The organism is Pseudomonas sp. P867, from assembly GCF_019891455.1.
Classification (GTDB): Bacteria; Pseudomonadota; Gammaproteobacteria; order Pseudomonadales; family Pseudomonadaceae; genus Aquipseudomonas; species Aquipseudomonas synxantha_A.
Window position 1 is genome coordinate 262,859 of sequence record NZ_JAFLXB010000004.1, and the last position, 17,754, is coordinate 280,612.

18 protein-coding genes are annotated in these 17,754 nt (G+C 60.0%); 13 read left to right on the plus strand and 5 right to left on the minus strand.

Translation table 11 applies throughout. From position 1 onward, the window contains the following. Nucleotides 1–106 precede the first annotated feature (106 nt). Genes rfbB through J1G33_RS09865 form a run of 7 tightly spaced genes read left to right on the plus strand, consistent with a single transcriptional unit; the run spans nt 107 to nt 7,177 of the window. Entirely contained in the window at nt 107–1,189 is a 1,083-nt protein-coding gene (gene rfbB / locus J1G33_RS09835; RefSeq protein ID WP_223017999.1) for a dTDP-glucose 4,6-dehydratase, read from the plus strand. After that, a complete protein-coding gene (gene rfbA, locus J1G33_RS09840; protein WP_148853123.1) occupies nt 1,186–2,061 on the plus strand; it encodes a glucose-1-phosphate thymidylyltransferase RfbA in 876 nt (291 codons plus the stop codon). The genes rfbB and rfbA overlap by 4 nt, the downstream gene beginning before the upstream one ends. Beyond that, nucleotides 2,058–2,603: a dTDP-4-dehydrorhamnose 3,5-epimerase gene (rfbC, locus tag J1G33_RS09845; protein WP_223018000.1), complete on the plus strand. Its 546-nt coding sequence runs from the start codon at nt 2,058–2,060 to the stop codon at nt 2,601–2,603. Before rfbA ends, rfbC begins: the two co-directional genes overlap by 4 nt. Next, nucleotides 2,600–3,469, plus strand: a complete 870-nt coding sequence (rfbD, locus tag J1G33_RS09850; protein WP_148853126.1) for a dTDP-4-dehydrorhamnose reductase — start codon at nt 2,600–2,602, stop codon at nt 3,467–3,469. Before rfbC ends, rfbD begins: the two co-directional genes overlap by 4 nt. A 36-nt stretch (nt 3,470–3,505) precedes the next feature. Beyond that, nucleotides 3,506–5,314, plus strand: a complete 1,809-nt coding sequence (locus J1G33_RS09855) for an ATP-binding protein (protein WP_078820045.1) — start codon at nt 3,506–3,508, stop codon at nt 5,312–5,314. Beyond that, nucleotides 5,311–6,696 (plus strand): sigma-54 dependent transcriptional regulator, encoded by a 1,386-nt coding sequence (locus J1G33_RS09860; RefSeq protein ID WP_032878393.1) that lies wholly within the window; start codon nt 5,311–5,313, stop codon nt 6,694–6,696. Before J1G33_RS09855 ends, J1G33_RS09860 begins: the two co-directional genes overlap by 4 nt. A gap of 25 nt (nt 6,697–6,721) precedes the next feature. Continuing rightward, a complete protein-coding gene (locus J1G33_RS09865) occupies nt 6,722–7,177 on the plus strand; it encodes a thioesterase domain-containing protein (protein ID WP_148853131.1) in 456 nt (151 codons plus the stop codon). A gap of 128 nt (nt 7,178–7,305) precedes the next feature. Here the strand turns inward: J1G33_RS09865 and cysQ are convergent, their stop codons facing one another. Both cysQ and nudE read right to left on the minus strand, forming a co-directional pair. Continuing rightward, nucleotides 7,306–8,142 carry a 3'(2'),5'-bisphosphate nucleotidase CysQ gene (gene cysQ / locus J1G33_RS09870; protein WP_005783847.1) on the minus strand — a complete coding sequence of 279 codons (837 nt, stop codon included), beginning with the start codon at nt 8,140–8,142 and terminating at the stop codon, nt 7,306–7,308. After that, nucleotides 8,139–8,705: an ADP compounds hydrolase NudE gene (nudE, locus tag J1G33_RS09875; protein WP_005783845.1), complete on the minus strand. Its 567-nt coding sequence runs from the start codon at nt 8,703–8,705 to the stop codon at nt 8,139–8,141. The genes cysQ and nudE overlap by 4 nt, the downstream gene beginning before the upstream one ends. 87 nt (nt 8,706–8,792) lie before the next feature. Here nudE and yrfG point away from each other — a divergent pair, with 87 nt between their 5' ends. After that, nucleotides 8,793–9,455, plus strand: a complete 663-nt coding sequence (yrfG, locus tag J1G33_RS09880; RefSeq protein ID WP_103733979.1) for a GMP/IMP nucleotidase — start codon at nt 8,793–8,795, stop codon at nt 9,453–9,455. Between the two features lie 107 nt (nt 9,456–9,562). Here the strand turns inward: yrfG and lysM are convergent, their stop codons facing one another. Then, complete coding sequence (gene lysM / locus J1G33_RS09885; protein ID WP_032878398.1) at nt 9,563–10,003, minus strand: peptidoglycan-binding protein LysM; 441 nt, start codon at nt 10,001–10,003, stop codon at nt 9,563–9,565. A gap of 243 nt (nt 10,004–10,246) precedes the next feature. On the opposite strand from lysM, the gene fdhD reads away from it, so the two are divergent. The 3 genes from fdhD to J1G33_RS09900 all read left to right on the plus strand — a co-directional run bounded on the left by fdhD (nt 10,247) and on the right by J1G33_RS09900 (nt 14,175). Then, on the plus strand, nt 10,247–11,086 hold the full coding sequence (gene fdhD / locus J1G33_RS09890) for a formate dehydrogenase accessory sulfurtransferase FdhD (protein ID WP_005783839.1): 840 nt from the start codon (nt 10,247–10,249) through the stop codon (nt 11,084–11,086). Next, a complete protein-coding gene (locus tag J1G33_RS09895; RefSeq protein ID WP_223018001.1) occupies nt 11,083–13,431 on the plus strand; it encodes an FdhF/YdeP family oxidoreductase in 2,349 nt (782 codons plus the stop codon). The genes fdhD and J1G33_RS09895 overlap by 4 nt, the downstream gene beginning before the upstream one ends. 258 nt (nt 13,432–13,689) lie before the next feature. Then, nucleotides 13,690–14,175: a glycine zipper domain-containing protein gene (locus J1G33_RS09900; protein ID WP_005783837.1), complete on the plus strand. Its 486-nt coding sequence runs from the start codon at nt 13,690–13,692 to the stop codon at nt 14,173–14,175. A gap of 67 nt (nt 14,176–14,242) precedes the next feature. Here J1G33_RS09900 and J1G33_RS09905 read toward each other — a convergent pair whose 3' ends face one another. Continuing rightward, on the minus strand, nt 14,243–14,674 hold the full coding sequence (locus J1G33_RS09905) for a thioesterase family protein (protein ID WP_032878401.1): 432 nt from the start codon (nt 14,672–14,674) through the stop codon (nt 14,243–14,245). 12 nt (nt 14,675–14,686) lie between these two features. Further along, the gene (locus tag J1G33_RS09910; RefSeq protein WP_223018002.1) at nt 14,687–16,624 is read right to left on the minus strand and encodes a RecQ family ATP-dependent DNA helicase; all 1,938 of its coding nucleotides are present in this window, start codon (nt 16,622–16,624) and stop codon (nt 14,687–14,689) included. Nucleotides 16,625–16,891: 267 nt separating this feature from the next. On the opposite strand from J1G33_RS09910, the gene J1G33_RS09915 reads away from it, so the two are divergent. Both J1G33_RS09915 and J1G33_RS09920 read left to right on the plus strand, forming a co-directional pair. Beyond that, on the plus strand, nt 16,892–17,062 hold the full coding sequence (locus J1G33_RS09915; protein WP_003187692.1) for a YhfG family protein: 171 nt from the start codon (nt 16,892–16,894) through the stop codon (nt 17,060–17,062). Further along, nucleotides 17,062–17,661, plus strand: a complete 600-nt coding sequence (locus J1G33_RS09920; protein WP_032878403.1) for a putative adenosine monophosphate-protein transferase Fic — start codon at nt 17,062–17,064, stop codon at nt 17,659–17,661. Before J1G33_RS09915 ends, J1G33_RS09920 begins: the two co-directional genes overlap by 1 nt. The last annotated feature ends 93 nt before the right edge of the window (nt 17,662–17,754 follow it).

Consider the following 17,754-nt stretch of genomic DNA (forward strand, 5'->3'; position numbering starts at 1 on the left):
GTCACAAGGCAACCCCCAGTAAACGCCGGACTTGCACCACCCGGCCCACACAACTCAAGCTATGCTTCATTCGCTTAATGTCCATCTAAGGAAAGGGCCCTCCGATATGCGCATTCTCGTTACTGGCGGCGCTGGCTTTATCGGCTCAGCCCTGATCCGCTATTTGATTCAAGATACCGAACATGAAGTGCTCAATCTGGACAAGCTCACCTATGCCGGCAACCTTGAATCGCTGACCAGCATCGCGTCCAACAGCCGCTATGAGTTTGTCCAGGCCGATATCATCGACCAGGCCGCCGTCAGCGCCGTACTCGCACGCTTTGAACCTGATGCGATCATGCACTTGGCGGCCGAGTCCCACGTTGACCGCTCCATTGACGGTCCGTCGGATTTTATCCAGACCAACATCGTTGGCACCTACAGCCTGCTGGAAGCCACACGGGCTTACTGGCAGAAGCTGGCAGAACCGGCCAAAAGCGCGTTCCGCTTCCACCACATTTCCACTGACGAAGTGTATGGCGACCTGCACGGCGTAGACGATCTCTTCACCGAAACCACGCCTTACGCGCCCAGCTCTCCCTACTCCGCGAGCAAGGCGGCATCCGACCACCTGGTACGCGCCTGGCAGCGTACATACGGCCTGCCGATACTGCTGACCAATTGCTCGAACAACTACGGGCCATTCCACTTCCCCGAAAAATTGATCCCGCTGGTTGTTCTCAACGCCTTGGCGGGCAAGCCACTGCCTGTCTACGGCGACGGTTTGCAGGTACGTGACTGGCTGTTCGTCGAGGATCATGCCCGTGCACTGCTCAAAGTGGTCACCACTGGGGTGGTGGGCGAGACCTACAACATCGGTGGTCATAACGAGCAGAAGAACATCGACGTGGTACGTGGCATTTGCGGCCTGCTGGAAGAGCTGGCGCCGCAGCGCCCCGCCGGCGTGGAAAAATTCACTGACCTGATCACCTTCGTCAAGGATCGCCCTGGCCACGACCAGCGCTACGCCATCGACGCCAGCAAGATCGAACGCGAACTGGGCTGGGTCCCGGAAGAAACCTTTGAGACAGGACTGCGCAAAACCGTGCAGTGGTACCTCGATAACCTGGAATGGTGCCGCAGGGTCCAGGACGGTAGTTATCAGGGCGAACGATTGGGCAACACCGACTTGAAGGATCTAATCGCATGATGAAGGGCATCGTATTGGCTGGCGGTTCCGGCACCCGCTTGCACCCCATTACTCTGGGAGTGTCCAAACAGCTGTTGCCGGTGTACGACAAACCCATGATCTACTACCCGATATCCGTGCTGATGCTTGCCGGGATCAAGGACATCCTGGTGATCTCCACGCCGGTAGACTTGCCACAGTACCGAAACCTGCTGGGAGATGGCAGCCAGTTTGGCGTGCATTTCACCTATGCCGAACAGCCGTCTCCAGACGGGTTGGCTCAAGCATTTATCATTGGCGAAGAGTTCATCGGTGATGACGCCGTGTGCCTGATTCTGGGGGACAACATCTTCCACGGCCAACATTTTGGTGATCAATTACGCACTGCAGCCGAGCGTTCATCGGGCGCTACGGTATTCGGCTACTGGGTAAAAGACCCGGAGCGCTTCGGTGTGATTGATTTCGATAAAGAGGGCCGCGCCCTGTCCATCGAAGAAAAACCGGCGAAGCCCAAGTCACCCTATGCCGTCACCGGCCTGTATTTCTACGATAACGACGTGATCAAGATCGCCAAGGCCGTCAAGCCTTCGCCGCGCGGCGAGTTGGAAATCACCGACGTCAACAACGCCTATCTTCAGCGCGGCGACCTGCATGTAGAACGCTTCGGTCGCGGTTTTGCCTGGCTCGACACCGGCACCCATGACAGCCTGCTGGAGGCCTCGACTTACGTGCAGACCATCGAGCACCGCCAGGGCTTGAAAGTGGCTTGCCTGGAAGAGATCGCCTACGAAAATGGCTGGATCGACCGCGACTATCTGCTGGAACGCGCCAAATACTTCGGCAAGACCGGCTATGGCCAGTACCTGTATTCCCTCGCCGGAGAGACCCAGTGAACGTAGTTGAAACCACACTACCCGGCGTGCTGATCCTTGAGCCAAAGGTATTCGGTGATGAGCGCGGTTTCTTCTACGAAAGCTTCAACGCCCGCGCTTTTGAAGCAGCTACCGGGCTCAAGCGTGATTTTGTGCAGGACAACCACTCGCGCTCGCAAAAAGGCGTAATGCGGGGCTTGCACTATCAGCTTGAGCACACTCAAGGCAAGCTGGTGCGTGTCACTCACGGCGAAGTGCTGGATGTAGCCGTCGACATCCGTCGCAGCTCCCCAAACTTCGGACACTGGGTGGGTGTACGCCTGTCGGCACAGAACCATCGTCAATTGTGGGTGCCGGAAGGTTTTGCGCATGGTTTCGTGGTGTTGAGCGACCACGCAGAGTTCCTGTACAAAACCACCGATTACTACCAGCCAAGCGCCGAGCGCAGCATTCTCTGGAATGACCCAACGCTGGCTATCGACTGGGAGCTGGTCGAGCCGCCGCAATTGTCTGCCAAAGACCAGGTCGGAAAACTGCTGATGGAAGCCGACCTGTTCCCATGAAAATATTAATCACCGGCCAACACGGCCAAGTCTCCCTGGAGCTGCAACAGCGGCTCCAGGGTCTTGGCGAACTCGTCATCCTGGGCCGCGACCAGCTTGACCTGGCCGACGCTGACCTCATCCGCCAACAGGTACGCGCCCACCGCCCTGGCCTGATCATCAACGCGGCAGCTCACACGGCCGTGGATCTGGCCGAGAGCGAACCGGACGCAGCCTTTGCGATCAACGCCATCGCCCCCGGCATCCTCGCCGAGGAAGCCAAGGCACTGGGCATCCCGCTGATTCATTACTCGACCGACTACGTGTTCGATGGCAGCAAACCTGCCCCTTACATCGAAAGCGACACACCCAACCCTTTGGGTGTCTATGGTCAGAGCAAACTGGCGGGTGAACAGGCGATTGCTGCCGTGGGTGGCGAACACCTGATCTTGCGCACCAGTTGGGTGTATTCGAGCCATGGCAAGAATTTCCTGCTGACCATGCAGCGCCTGCTGCAGGAAAAACCGCAGATGCGCATCGTCGCCGACCAGATCGGCGCGCCGACCTGGGCCGGGACCATCGCCAGCAGCACCCGCGCGCTGATTCAGCAGTGGCAGGCTGGCAAGGCCGGGGACTGGGGGGTTTACCACCTCACCGCACAAGGTGAGACCTCGTGGTTCGGCTTTGCCCAAGCCATTGGCGAGCAATTGCGGATCGAAGGCAAAGCCTGCGCCGAACTGGAGCCGATCCCTTCCAGTGCCTACCCCACCCCCGCCAAGCGCCCGCTGAACTCGCGCCTGGATTGCTCGCGTCTGCAACAGCAATGGCACGTCAGCCAGCCCCATTGGCAAGATGCATTGCACGAGTGTCTTGCCAAGCAGCACTAGGCATAATGCGCCTGTACCCACAGGCGCACACTCCCCATGACTCCACCCCTTCCGCGAAGACCCCGCTGGCGCAGCCTCGCCCTGCTGGCATTGTGCTTGGCACCGCTGCTGTGGCCGCTGGAGCATTTGGCCGAGCGCTACTACCGCAGCGAATTGGCCGGGCAAAACCGCCAGACTCTCGACCTGTATGTCGCCAACCTGTTGGGCACCTTGCATCGCTACGAAGTATTGCCGCAAATCCTCGGCGATTTGCCGGCCCTGCGCATCGCCCTGGACGCACCTCACGTCAGTACCAACCTGGCCAATGCCAACCTGTTGCTCAAGGATGTCGCCGCCCAGGCGGGTGTGGAAGTGATGTACCTGATGGACACCACTGGCAAGACCCTTGCCGCTTCCAACTGGGACAAACAAGACAGCTTCGTCGGGCGCAATTTCGCCTTTCGCCCCTATTTCAGCGAAGCCATGGCCGGGCGCCTGGGTCGGTTTTTCGGCCTGGGCACCACCTCAGCCAAGCGCGGCTACTTCTTCGCCGCCGCGGTGCGTGACGGCGACACCATCATCGGCGTGCTGGTGGTCAAGGTCGACCTTGATCACACCGAAAGCCTGTGGGGCAATACCCCGGAACAACTGCTGGTCACCGACCATAACGGCGTGGTGATCCTCACCTCGCGCCCGCAATGGCGTTTCCGCGCCACGCGGCCACTGACCGCCGAAGAGCGCCAGGCCATCATCGCCATACAGCCCTACCCCACCCGTGACCCACAGCCGCTGAGCCTGAGCAGCAGCGCCTGGCTGCGCCAATCCACGGCCATCGCCGAAACCGGCTGGAATGTGGAAATCCTGGCGCCACGCTCGCTGATCAACCGTCCGGTGCGCACGGTTGTCGCCGTGGGCGGTGCCACGTTGTTGGTGCTGATGCTGTTGCTGGGATTGTTGATGCAGCGCCGTCGGCACTACCTGGAACGCATCGCCTTCGAAGCCAAGGCCCGCCGTGAGCTGGAAATGCGCGTGGCCGAGCGTACCAGCGACCTGGAGGGCCTGAACCGGCGCCTGAAACAGGAAGTGTTGGAGCGCGAACACGCCCAGCAGGAACTGGTGCGCGCCCAGGACGACCTGGTCCAGGCCGGTAAACTCTCCGCCTTGGGCACCATGTCGGCGAGTATCAGCCATGAGCTGAACCAACCGTTGGCGGCGATTCGCAGCTATGCAGAAAACGCCGAAATCCTCCTCGACCATGAGCGCACCAGCGATGCCCGCGGCAACCTCAAACTGATCAGCGAGCTGACCGGGCGCATGGCCTCGATCATCGCCCATTTGCGTGCATTCGCTCGCCGTGATCGTCACGCACCGGAGAGCGTAGCCTTGCAACCGGCCCTGGATGACGCCCTGGCGTTGCTGGCCAAGCGGCGGCGCTCGATGGAAGTGGAATTGATCCGCGACCTGCCGGAAGCAACCCTATGGGTGCAGGCCGGCGAAACCCGTCTGCGCCAGGTACTGGGTAACTTGCTGGCCAACGCCCTGGACGCCCTCACTGAAAAAGGCCCGCCGCGCAAACTCTGGCTGAGTGCCGAAACCACGCCCCAGGGCGTCAACCTGTACATTCGCGACAACGGCCCAGGCTTTTGCATGGAAGCCCTGGGCCGCGCCAGCGAGCCGTTCTACACCACCAAGACGCGCACCCAGGGCCTGGGCTTGGGCCTGGCAATCTGCGACACCCTGATGCGCGCCTTTGGTGGCGAACTGCTGTTCGCCAACCACAAGGAAGGCGGCGCGCTGTTAACCTTGAAATTGCGTGCCGGCTCGCCGGGCGTCAGTCTGCAACCGTCCGAGGACCGCAGTGTATGAGCATCGACAACCAGATTCAGGTGGTGTTGATCGACGACGATCCACACCTGCGTCAAGCCCTGTGCCAAACCCTGGACCTGGCCGGACTCAAAGTCCTGCCCCTGGGCGAAGCCACCGGCCTCACCGCACGCCTGTCCCGCGACTGGCCTGGCGTGGTGGTCAGCGACATCCGTATGCCCGGGATGGACGGCCTGGAGCTGCTGGCCGAACTGCATGGCCAGGACCCGGACCTGCCGGTGCTGCTGATCACCGGCCACGGCGACGTACCGTTGGCGGTGCAGGCGATGCGTGCCGGCGCGTATGACTTCCTCGAAAAACCCTTCGCCAGCGACGCACTGCTCGACAGCGTGCGCCGCGCCCTGGCCTTGCGTCGCCTGGTGCTGGACAACCGCAGCCTGCGCCTGGCTCTCAGCGATCGTCAGCAACTGAGCACGCGCCTGGTGGGGCACTCCCCGCAAATGTTGCGCCTGCGCGAGCAGATTGGTGCCTTGGCCGCGACCAAGGCCGATGTGCTGATCCTGGGCGAAACCGGTGCTGGCAAAGAAGTCGTCGCCCGCGCCCTGCATGATCTTTCAAGCCGCCGCAGTGGCCCATTTGTGGCGATCAACGCCGGGGCGCTGGCCGAATCGGTGGTAGAAAGCGAACTGTTCGGCCATGAGCCGGGGGCGTTCACCGGCGCGCAGAAACGCCGCATCGGCAAGTTCGAGTTCGCCAATGGCGGCACGCTGTTTCTCGATGAAATCGAAAGCATGAGCCTGGATGTGCAGGTCAAGTTGCTGCGCCTGTTGCAGGAGCGCGTGGTGGAGCGCTTGGGCGGCAATCAGCTGATTCCGCTGGATATCCGCATTATCGCCGCCACCAAGGAAGACCTGCGCCAAGCCGCTGACCAGGGCCGTTTCCGTGCCGACTTGTATTACCGCCTCAACGTCGCACCGCTACGCATCCCGCCTCTGCGCGAGCGCGGTGAAGATGCATTGATGCTGTTCCAGCACTTCGCCGACGAGGCCAGCAGCCGCCACGGCCTGCCCCTGCATGAGCTGCAACCGGGCCAACGCGCGCTATTATTGCGCCATAGCTGGCCGGGCAATGTGCGGGAACTGCAAAACGCCGCTGAGCGTTTCGCCCTGGGCCTGGAGTTGGCGCTCGATAGCGCCCAGGACAATCCCGCCGCCGGCGTGCTGACGTCCACGCCCGGCGGCTTGAGCGAGCAAGTCGAGCAGTTCGAAAAAAGCCTGATCGCCGCCGAACTCACCCGCCCTCACAGCTCCGTGCGCAGCCTCGCCGAAGCGTTGGGCGTGCCGCGCAAGACCTTGCACGACAAGTTGCGCAAACACGGTCTGAACTTCGCCGACAGCACCAGCCACAGCGCCGACGACGAATGAATCCGCCTACCACCAAGAGACCGCTATGAGCCGCGACAGCCGTTACCTGGAAGCCGTCCTTCACCACGACATTCCCCTCACCCGGGAGATGGGTCTGAAGGTGCTCGACTGGCGACACGACCAACTGCAGCTGCACCTGCCCTTGCAAGCCAATATCAACCACAAAAGCACCATGTTCGGTGGCAGCCTGTACTGTGGCGCCGTACTGGCAGGCTGGGGTTGGCTGCACCTGAAGCTGCGCGAAGCGGGGATAGAAGACGGTCATATCGTGATTCAGGAAGGGCAGATCAGCTATCCTCTGCCGGTGACGCAGGATGCGACGGCCATTTGCGCGGCGCCGGAAGAAAAAGTGTGGAAGCGTTTCCTGGCGACGTACAAGCGTTATGGACGCGCGCGGTTGGCGCTGCAGACATGGATTGTGAATGAAGGCAGTGAGGAGCGTGCAGTGGCCTTTACCGGCCAGTACGTCCTGCACCGCTAGCAGCCATTACATAAAATAAAAGTGGGAGCTGGCTTGCCTGCGATAGCGGTGGATCAGCCAATACCTGTATGACTGACACTCCGCCATCGCGGGCAAGCGATGCTCCCACATTTTGCTCTGCAGTGATCTTAAGATCTGGCCAGGGTCAACAGGCGCTCACGCCATGCGGCCTTGGCTGGCAGCGCCAGAAAGAACGGGTTCAATAGCGATTCCCGCGCCGGGTAGCTGAACGGCTGACCATTCAACTCCAACACTTCACCTCCCGCGCCTTCCAGTACGCCCTGTGCCGCAGCGGTATCCCACTGTGAGGTCGGTGCCAGGCGCGGATAGCAGTCAGCACTGCCTTCGGCCAGCAGGCAAAACTTCAACGAGCTGCCGATATTCGCCAGCTTCAGCGCGCCCAAACCTTCGCTCAAGCCATCCAGCAGGCGTTCCTGCTCAGGGCTGGTATGCCGACGACTGGCGACCACAGTAAAGGCTTCGCCCACGGCCGGGGTCTGGCGTACCTGGATCTGCTTGGGTGCGGCCTTCACATCTGAACGCCATGCCCCAAGGCCCGCGCCACCGAAGTAGCAACGGCCAGTGGTCGGCATCGACACTACGCCGAACACCACGCGGCCCTGTTCGATCAAGGCAATATTGACAGTGAATTCTTCGCTGCCGGAAATGAATTCCTTGGTGCCATCCAATGGGTCCACCAGCCACCAGCGCTGCCACTGGGCACGCACGCTCAGATCGATATCGGCGTCTTCTTCGGAGAGTACCGGAATACTCGGATCGAGCGCGGTCAGGCCCGCGAGAATCAGATGGTGAGCGGCCAGATCGGCAGCCGTCACCGGCGAATCATCCGCTTTGGAGGTCACGGCTACATTGGCGCGCCAGTAGGGCAGGATAGCTTCGCCGGCCTGGCGGGCCAGCTCAATCACGGGGGCGATAAACGGGTGGCCTAAAAACAGTTCGCTCATGCGTTGAACGCTCCACGCTGGGTCAACAGATCGCGTACCAGGTACAGCGCGGCAAGCGCTCGGCCCTCGCTGAATTGCTCGTTTTGCGCAAGCGCCGAAAGCTCCCGCAGGTTGACCCTGTCCACGCGCATCGGCTCAGGCTCATCGCCCTCCAGGCGCTCTTCGTAAAGGTCGGTGGCCAGTACTACCTGAATTTTCTGGCTCATATAGCCCGGCGATAACGACAGCTCGGTGATGTGCTCCAACTGCCGTGCGCCATAGCCAGCTTCTTCCTTGAGCTCGCGGTCCGCCGCCGCCAGCACGTCCTCGCCGGGCTCGATCAAACCTTTGGGCAAGGACAATTCATATTCGTCAGTGCCACCGCAGTATTCTTCGACCAGCAATGCATGATCCTCGTCGATCATCGCCACAATCATCACCGCGCCGTAGCCCGCGCCGCGCCCCACCAGGCGCTCGTAGGTCCGTTCAACGCCATTGGAAAAGCGCAACTGCACTTCCTCCACGCGGAACAAACGGCTACTGGCGACTATTTCGCGGGCGAGGACGGTGGGTTTCTGGCGCATAAGCGGCTCCTTGGCGTGATCGGGTTACTATACCGTGGCTTTTCCGATTGTCTGTGTCGGATATCTTTACTTACATGAGAACGCACCATGCCCTCTTTGCCCTGGCACGCCATCGACACCGTCCTGCTGGACATGGACGGCACCCTGCTCGACCTGCATTACGACAACCATTTCTGGATGGAACACCTGCCCCACCGCTACGCCGAACTGCACGGCGTGAGCCGGGCCATGGCCGAAATGGAGTTGCAGCCGTTGTTTGAGCGTAACGCCGGACAGTTGCAATGGTATTGCCTGGATTTCTGGAGCACTGAACTGGCGATCCCGGTGCGCGAACTCAAGTTGGAAACCGCCCACCTGATCGCCCTGCGCCCGGATGCCGATACTTTTCTGAAGGCGATCAAACAGGCCGGCAAGCGCGTGATCATGATCACCAACGCTCATCGTGATTCGCTGTCATTGAAGTTGGAACGCATTGAACTGGCGCCGTATTTCGAGCGATTGATCAGCTCCCATGACTACGGTTTTCCCAAGGAAAACCCACAGTTCTGGGAAGCGTTGCAAGCCGATATCCACTTTGACCCGGCCCGTAGTCTGTTTATAGATGACACCTTGCCGATCCTGCGCAGTGCCCGGGATTTCGGCGTGGGGCATTTGCTGGCAGTTAAAGAGCCTGATAGCAAGAAAGGCCCGAAGGACACCGCAGAGTTTGCGGCAGTAGAGGATTACCGCAATCTCATTGTCGGGCTCTGAACCCATGTGGGAGGGGGCTTGCTCCCGATGGAGGTGTATCAGCCAAGTATCAGGTGCTGAACCACCGCCATCGGGAGCAAGCCCCCTCCCACATTTTGTCCTGCGTATTACTCAGGGATACGCAGTGTCTGGCCTGGATAGATTTTGTCCGGGTGCGACAGCAGCGGCTTGTTAGCCTGGAAAATCTTGTCGTACTTATTCGCGTCGCCATAAACCGTTTTAGAGATTGCGCTGAGAGTGTCACCGCTTTTCACAACAACAAAGCGTGAAGCCACGACTACTGGACCAGTTACAGTGATCTGGTCGTCTACGCTTGCCACGCCAGCAATGTTACCCAGCGCCAAAAGGATCTTTTCTTTCTCTTCCTGGCTCGCCACTTCACCAGTCACAGTGACCTTGTCGCCATCCACCGTAGTCTGCACGTTTGGATTACCCAGGCCCACCTTGCTCACATGCTCCTTCAGCTGCTCACTGGCATTCGCATTACCCGGCGTCAACAGGTCGACAATCTTTTCGCCGGCTTCTTTGATAAAGCTAAAAATACTCATGGTGCGCTCTCCTTGGGGTTTAATTTCCAGATGCCCAAGACTAGACCAGTCCAGCAGACTTGGGTTCCAAACCGGCTAAAGACTCAAAAGTATCCAGATCCGCCGTCCCTGGAATAAGCCCCCGGCGAAATGGGCGGGAACCTTGATCGACGCCATCTATCAATACATCAATACTGGCAATTAGACGCGACCCTTTGTCGCGCCTAGTCTGAACACTGATCAATCCGTCGGTGGTACTGCCCCATGAACGCCAAGCGCCCAACCTGCGCGGCGCCCGCCCTTGAAACGCCCGCGCCCGCCGCCAGCCAGAGCTACCAATACTGCAATCTTGAACACACTGAAGTCGGCAGCACTGCGTTGGCCGAAGAGGTGGCGTTGGCCATTGCCTATAACGATATCAGTCAGGCTGTCATGTTGGTCACACCGACTGATCTTGAGGATTTTATCGTCGGCTTCAGCCTCGGCAGCGGCATTATTGCCGACGTTAGCGACATTTATGATCTAAAAATCAGCGGCGCGGGCTCCGCTCAGTATGCTCAGGTACAGATTTCCAGCCGGGCCTTCTGGAACCTCAAGCAGCAGCGCCGCCAATTGGCGGGCACCAGCGGCTGCGGCCTGTGCGGTGTAGAAGCGGTTGAACAGGCCCTGCCCGACCTTCAAGTGCTGCCCGGCGCGCCCTTGCCGCCAGCGCAATGGCTCGACGGCCTGCGCCAGCGCATCAGTGCGTTCCAACCGTTGGGCCAGTACAGCGGAGCAGTGCACGCGGCGGTGTTTATGAACGATCAAGGCGAATTGCTGTTGGGCCGTGAAGACATCGGCCGGCATAACGCCTTGGATAAATTGATCGGCGCGTTGATCCGCCAAAAGATTCCGACCGACGGCGGCCTGGCGATTGTTACCAGCCGCTGCAGCCTTGAATTGATCCAGAAAGTCTTGCGTGCAGGCATCCAGACCCTGGTCAGCCTGTCGTCGCCCACCGGCCTGGCCTTGCAATGGGCACGCCGGCACAACCTCAATCTCATCCACCTGCCGCAGAAAAGCGCGCCACGGGTCTACAGCCCAGCGATGGAGCACCAGCCATGAGCCTTCACCACCAAGCCGACCAAACCCCAACTCCGCGCTACAAGCCTTATAAAGGCCCGGCCGGCGGCTGGGGCGCCCTGATCAGCGTGGCACAAGCCTGGCTGACCAGCGATAACGCGCTTAAAAACCTGCGCATGATGCTCAAGACCAACCAGAACGGCGGCTTCGACTGCCCGGGCTGCGCCTGGGGCGACTCGCCGGAAAGCGGCATGGTCAAGTTCTGCGAAAACGGCGCCAAGGCGGTCAACTGGGAAGCCACCAAGCGCCGCGTCGATGCAGCCTTCTTCGCCAAGCACAGCGTCACGGCATTGCTGGAGCAAAGCGACTATTGGCTGGAATACCAGGGCCGCCTGACCGAGCCGATGCGCTATGACGCACAAACCGACCGCTACACCCCCATCAGCTGGGATGCGGCATTTGACCTGGTCGGCAAGCACCTCAACGCCTTGCCCAGCCCGGACATGGCAGAGTTCTACACCTCGGGTCGCGCCAGCAACGAAGCCGCCTACCTGTATCAGTTGTTTGTGCGCGCCTACGGCACCAACAATTTCCCGGACTGCTCGAACATGTGCCACGAAGCCAGCGGCGTAGCCCTGGCGCAGAGTGTGGGCGTGGGCAAAGGCACCGTGACCTTTGACGACTTCGAACATGCCGACGCTATTTTCGTCTGGGGCCAGAACCCCGGCACCAACCACCCGCGCATGCTTGAACCGTTGCGCGAAGCGGTGAAACGCGGCGCCCAGGTGGTGTGCATCAACCCCCTGAAAGAGCGCGGCCTGGAGCGCTTCCAGCACCCGCAACATCCGCTCGAAATGCTCACTAACGGCGACAAGCCGACCAACACTGCCTACTTCCGCCCGGCCCTGGGCGGCGACATGGCGATCCTGCGCGGCATGGCCAAGTTCCTGCTGCTGTGGGAACGCCAAGCGCTGGCCGAAGGCAAGGAAGCGGTATTCGACCATGACTTTCTCAATGAACACACCGCCAACGTACTGGAGTATCTGGGCCAGATCGACGACACCTCATGGGAAGAAATCGTCGAGCAATCCGGCCTGACCCTGGTCGAGATCGAGCAAGCGGCGCGCATGTACGCCAAAGGCAAGAACGTGATCATGTGCTGGGCAATGGGGATTACCCAGCACCGTCACTCGGTGCCGACCATCCAGGAAATCGCCAACCTGATGCTACTGCGTGGCAATATCGGCCGCCCTGGTGCCGGCCTGTGCCCCGTGCGCGGTCACAGCAACGTGCAGGGCGATCGAACCATGGGCATCAACGAGCGCCCACCGGTGGCGTTCCTTGACGCGCTGGAGCGTCGTTTCCAGTTTCAGGTGCCGCGAGACAATGGTCACAACGTGGTGGAAGCGATTCACGCCATGCTCGAAGGCCGCTCCAAGGTGTTTATCGGCCTGGGCGGCAACTTCGCCCAAGCCACGCCAGACAGCCCGCGTACCTTCGAAGCCCTGCGCAATTGCGACCTCACCGTGCAAATCAGCACCAAGCTCAACCGCAGCCACCTGATGCACGGTAAAGACGCACTGATCCTGCCGTGCCTGGGCCGTACTGATATCGACATCCAGGCCGACGGCCCGCAAGCGGTGACGGTGGAAGATTCGTTCAGCATGGTCCATGGCTCCAATGGCCAACTGCAACCGCTGTCGGCGCTGATGAAATCCGAGCCCGCGATCCTCGCCGGAATTGCCGCCGCCACCCTGGGCAGCACACCGGTGGACTGGAACTGGCTCGTAGCCGACTACGGGCGCATCCGCGACCTGATCGCCGACACCATCCCGGGCTTCAAGGATTTCAACGAACGCATCAAGCACCCAGGTGGTTTTTACCTTGGCAACTCGGCCGGTGCACGTCGCTGGAACACGCCGTCGGGCCGCGCCAATTTCCGCCCTAACATCCTGCCCAAAGACCTGATCCACGAACGCACCCACGCCACGGGCCGGGTACCAGACCTGATCATGCAGTCGATGCGCTCCCACGATCAGTACAACACCACTATTTACGGCCTGGACGACCGTTACCGTGGCGTCAAGGGCCAGCGTGACGTGCTGTTCGTCAACGAAGCCGACATCATCCGCCTGGGCTTCAAGCCAGGGCAGAAGGCCGACATTGTGTCGCTGTGGGAGGACGGCCGTGAGCGCCGGGTGAAGGGCTTTACCTTACTGGCGTTTGATATACCGGCCGGACAGGCGGCAGCGTACTACCCGGAAGTGAACCCACTGGTGCCGTTGGAAAGCACCGGCGACGGCAGCCATACGCCAACGTCGAAGTTCGTCGCGATTCGTCTGGAGGCGGCGAGTGATACTGGGTTGATCATGGCGCGCTCGGCCTGACCCGGGATCTTTGTTGTTTGAACGACCGCTTTCGAGGCCCGCACAATCTCTACATATTCTACGGGCACAAAAAAGGCCGCTTTTGCATAAAAGCGGCCGTTCCGAAGTAACTAAAGACCTGTAAAAACAACTTAAGTTCCCCATAGAAAACAGCAACTTAGCAAATTGTATACAACCTCTGCCGCCGGTCGGATTTCGATTGTCAGCGGCTCGATACAACCTCAGGATCGCGCCGTCATCCCCTTGAGGTTTCCCTGAATGAAGTTTTCCTCGATTCTCTTGTTGTCCCTTGGCCTGGTCAGTGGCGCAGCCATGGCCGGTGGCACCACCGAAGCCGGTGTAGGCGGCGCATTGGGCGGGGTTCTAGGTTCTGTTGTCGGCCAGCAGCTGGGCGGCAATACCGGTTCGACCATCGGCGCGGCCCTGGGCGGCGCGGGTGGTAGTGCGGTCGGCGCCGACAAGCGCAGCCGTGGCGAAGCCGCCATTGGCGGCGCACTGGGCGCAGCTGGCGGCAACGTCGTGGGCCGCAGTGTCGGCGGCAGTACCGGCGCACTGATCGGCTCGGCGGCCGGCGGTGGCGCGGGCGGTGCACTGGGCAACTACATGGGTAACGAAAGTGACCGCGACGACCGCCGTTATCGCGACCGCGACCGTGACGACCGTCGCTACTACCGCGATGGCCATCCAGGCCGTGGTCATGCCTATGGGCATCGCAAGAACAAGCACCACTACCGTCATCGGTAAGCTCTGAAGAGCACCTCAGTACTAATGTGGGAGGAGCAAGCCCCCTCCCACATGGGGTGCCGCAAGGTCAGACCACCAGTCGCTGCAACGCCTCGCGCAACATCCCCGGTATCGGCACAGGCTGGTTCGAGGCCCGATCCACAAACACATGCACAAAGCGCCCCGCCGCACAGGCTTCTTCTTCGCCTGCCTTGAACACCGCCAGCTCATACTGCACCGAACTGTTGCCCAACTTGCCCACTCGCAGGCCGATTTCAATGCGCTCGGGAAAGGCAATCGACGCAAAATAATCGCACGCCGAACTCACCACGAATCCCACCACCTCACCGTCGTGAATATCCAGCCCGCCCTGTTCAATCAGGTAGGTATTCACCGCCGTATCGAAAAAGCTGTAGTAGGTGACGTTGTTCACATGGCCGTAGGCATCGTTGTCGTGCCAACGCGTGGTGATCGGCTGGAAGTAGCGGTAATCGGCGCGCAGGGGCGTTGAGTCAGGCATCGGCAAGTCTCTTCAGAGTAGGTCTAATTGAGCGCGGGCCCATTCGCGCACTTCGGCGTAGGGGTAGTCCTCCAGCGCGGCGAAACCGGGAATGCCCCGCGCCTTCAACTTGGTAAACAACGGCACGCTGATACCGCCAAGAAACCGCGTCAGCCGCTCGGCACTGGGTAGCTCGCCAGTGTGCTCATGATGCCTGTGGATAAAATCGCCGCACAGCCCCATGAATCTTTTATCCACAAGCGGCGGCAGGCTTGGCGGAGGCGGCAGATACGCGACATGGCCGTGGCACACCGAACAATGTCCACAACGCTGGGGAGCGTTTTCATCACCAAAGTACTGCGCCAGGCGCTGCCCCAGGCAGTGCTCGGTGGCGAACAGGTCGAGCATGGCGTGAATCCGCGCCACCTCCGTTACTTCATGCTGCTTGAAGCCTGTGTATAACTCGGCGCTCAACACCACTGTATCGAAATCGGTGTCGAGCAAACTGTAGACCTCGGTCATCTGTTTGCTTTCCAGCTCGATCAGGCCCTGCTCCTGGAAGTAATCCAGCGCCTTTACCACCCGGCTGCGCTCGGCATTGTGCTGTTGATACAGCGCGTCGAAATCCACCGTTGCCCAGGTTTTCGCACGCTTGCACACCTGGATGATCACCGCGACGAACTGCTGCCGCTCGCCGGAAAAACGTGCGAGCAAAGCGTCGGGCTCGACCAGGTACTTGAAACGGTATTCGGCATAAAACGCGTAGCGCGGCGCGATCACACCCTTGAGTTCCAACTGCACCAGCAGCGTCTTGAGTGGCAGCTCGCGAATATTGCTGTGATCGGACAACGACCTGAGCAGGAACTCCCACTGCCCTTCACTGCGTGCGGCCTGCAACTCCTCGAGGACACGGCCAATGCCCTCTTGCTCCGGCGTGTCGCCGTAGACGAAATTTTCCAGCACATTGAGGCTGTCGCGATTGGCCAACACCAGGCAATCCGACGGCTGCCCGTCACGCCCTGCACGGCCGATTTCCTGGCTGTAGTTCTCGATAGACTTTGGCAGGTCGAAGTGCACCACATTGCGGATATCGCTTTTATCGATGCCCATGCCGAACGCGATCGTCGCGACAATGCAATTGGAGCGCCCACCCATGAACCGCTGCTGGATGCCCTCGCGTTTATCGTGGGGCAGCCCCGCGTGGTAAGCCTCGGCCTGAATGCCGTGGCGGTTCAGATGCTCGGCAATCTGCTCGGCGGTTTTTTGCAAAGTGACATAGACGATGCTCGGTTGGTTGGCCCGCTCCTGCATCCATTCAACCAACCTGCGGCGCTTGTGCTGACCGCTGACCGGTTCCACCAGCAGGTTGAGGTTGGGCCGATAGAAGCCGGTGGTCACCACATCCCCGGGGGCAATCGCGAACTTGGCCTGCATGTCGGCGATTACCTTGGGCGTCGCCGTGGCCGTCAGCAGCAACGCTTGTGGGATATTGAACTGGCGCTGGTAGTCCGGCAGCTTCAAGTAATCCGGGCGGAAGTTATGGCCCCATTCGGAGATACAGTGCGCTTCATCCACCACCAGCAGCGAAATCTGCACGCTGTGCAGGAAGTTACGAAAGCGCTCGTTCTTCAAACGCTCCACCGAAATCATCAGGATTTTCAACTCGCCCGAACGCGCACGGGCCATCACATCGTTGGCCTCATCACGGCTCTGGGCCGAATCGATACTGCCTGCCGAAATGCCATGGCGCTGCAGAAACCCCAATTGATCCTGCATCAACGCCAGTAAAGGCGACACCACCAGCGTCAGGTGCGGCAGCAACACCGCCGACAGCTGGTAGCACAAAGATTTACCCGACCCCGTAGGGAAAATTGCTGCTGCCGAACGCCCGGCCAGGACGGCGCTGACCGTCTCTTCCTGGCCCAGGCGAAACTGTGGATAACCAAAGACCTGCTGGAGGGTGTCGTGCATAAGGCTGTCACTCCATTGACCGCTGAACGTGGCTTAAAAACGTAGCCCAGTAAGTTCGGCGAATCGAGAAAGGTCGCAAGGAAATAAGAGACAGGATGATACACAGGCAGGGGATGGCCCAGGGCCGACGGGGAATATTGCGAAAACTCACATTGAATTAAGATCTTCGGCGGGATTTTGATACAGGTTACGACTTGGTTTTTATACTGCCTTCCCCCTGAAGCATTGCGCTACAATCACAGCCTTGCTACCCAGGAGTACGCTGCAATGAGCGAACTGACGTTTGAGCAAAAGCAGGATCACTATCACAAGATCCGCCGTTCCAATTACCTGGCCAGCCTGCGCCTGGAAGGGTTCGATACCCAACCGACCGATGTCGACAAGCCCCTGCCGACCCGCGAAGCCGTCCTGGCCAAATACCGCAATACCTCACGCTGATGCTCGACAAATACGGGGTGGGCCAGGACCCGTACTGCTACCCCGGTAGCAGCGTCCTGCGCAACCGCCTCGATTTGCTCGATGAACACCGCCTGCACGAGGCAGAGCGGGAGTTATCCGAGATTGCAGTAGGCAACCTTCCGCTTTTTCCGCCGCCCTACGACCTTGATCGTCTGCAACACATCCACCGCGTCCTGTTCGGTGACATCTACGATTGGGCCGGTGAACTGCGCAGCGTCAACATCCAGAAAGGTGAGACGCTGTTCTGCACCCCGGAGCGCATCCCGCCGGAAGCGGCGAAGATCATTCGGCATATGCAGGAAGCCAATTGGTATACCGGCGCGTCCCAGGCCGATCTCGTTCACCACATCGCTGAAGCTTATGGCGATCTGAATGTCATCCATCCCTTCCGTGAAGGCAATGGACGGGCTCAGCGGATCCTCTTTGAACAGATCATCGTGAATGCGGGATTTTCGGTGAATTGGTGGCTGGTGAAACACGCGGCATGGATACCCGCGAATATTGATGCGGTGGCGTGTGACTATCGAGGACTGGAGGCGATTTTTGAGCGGTGTATCAGTAAGCCTCCCAGAGCCTGATCGAACCGCGAACGACTAAACCATATGTTTATTGCTCGAGAACAACCTCACTTCTAAGGTTCAGCTCGTCGCTGCCAATTCAACGACCGGGCT

Excerpts from the sequence above, each read along its gene's own strand:
- rfbB (WP_223017999.1), top strand. The coding sequence starts at position 107 with ATGCGCATTCTCGTTACTGGCGGCGCTGGCTTTATCGGCTCAGCCCTG.
- rfbA (WP_148853123.1), top strand. The coding sequence starts at position 1,186 with ATGATGAAGGGCATCGTATTGGCTGGCGGTTCCGGCACCCGCTTGCAC.
- rfbD (WP_148853126.1), top strand. The coding sequence starts at position 2,600 with ATGAAAATATTAATCACCGGCCAACACGGCCAAGTCTCCCTGGAGCTG.
- J1G33_RS09855 (WP_078820045.1), top strand. The coding sequence starts at position 3,506 with ATGACTCCACCCCTTCCGCGAAGACCCCGCTGGCGCAGCCTCGCCCTG.
- J1G33_RS09860 (WP_032878393.1), top strand. The coding sequence starts at position 5,311 with ATGAGCATCGACAACCAGATTCAGGTGGTGTTGATCGACGACGATCCA.
- J1G33_RS09865 (WP_148853131.1), top strand. The coding sequence starts at position 6,722 with ATGAGCCGCGACAGCCGTTACCTGGAAGCCGTCCTTCACCACGACATT.
- cysQ (WP_005783847.1), bottom strand. The coding sequence starts at position 8,142 with ATGAGCGAACTGTTTTTAGGCCACCCGTTTATCGCCCCCGTGATTGAG.
- nudE (WP_005783845.1), bottom strand. The coding sequence starts at position 8,705 with ATGCGCCAGAAACCCACCGTCCTCGCCCGCGAAATAGTCGCCAGTAGC.
- yrfG (WP_103733979.1), top strand. The coding sequence starts at position 8,793 with ATGCCCTCTTTGCCCTGGCACGCCATCGACACCGTCCTGCTGGACATG.
- lysM (WP_032878398.1), bottom strand. The coding sequence starts at position 10,003 with ATGAGTATTTTTAGCTTTATCAAAGAAGCCGGCGAAAAGATTGTCGAC.
- fdhD (WP_005783839.1), top strand. The coding sequence starts at position 10,247 with ATGAACGCCAAGCGCCCAACCTGCGCGGCGCCCGCCCTTGAAACGCCC.
- J1G33_RS09895 (WP_223018001.1), top strand. The coding sequence starts at position 11,083 with ATGAGCCTTCACCACCAAGCCGACCAAACCCCAACTCCGCGCTACAAG.
- J1G33_RS09900 (WP_005783837.1), top strand. The coding sequence starts at position 13,690 with ATGAAGTTTTCCTCGATTCTCTTGTTGTCCCTTGGCCTGGTCAGTGGC.
- J1G33_RS09905 (WP_032878401.1), bottom strand. The coding sequence starts at position 14,674 with ATGCCTGACTCAACGCCCCTGCGCGCCGATTACCGCTACTTCCAGCCG.
- J1G33_RS09910 (WP_223018002.1), bottom strand. The coding sequence starts at position 16,624 with ATGCACGACACCCTCCAGCAGGTCTTTGGTTATCCACAGTTTCGCCTG.
- J1G33_RS09915 (WP_003187692.1), top strand. The coding sequence starts at position 16,892 with ATGAGCGAACTGACGTTTGAGCAAAAGCAGGATCACTATCACAAGATC.
- J1G33_RS09920 (WP_032878403.1), top strand. The coding sequence starts at position 17,062 with ATGCTCGACAAATACGGGGTGGGCCAGGACCCGTACTGCTACCCCGGT.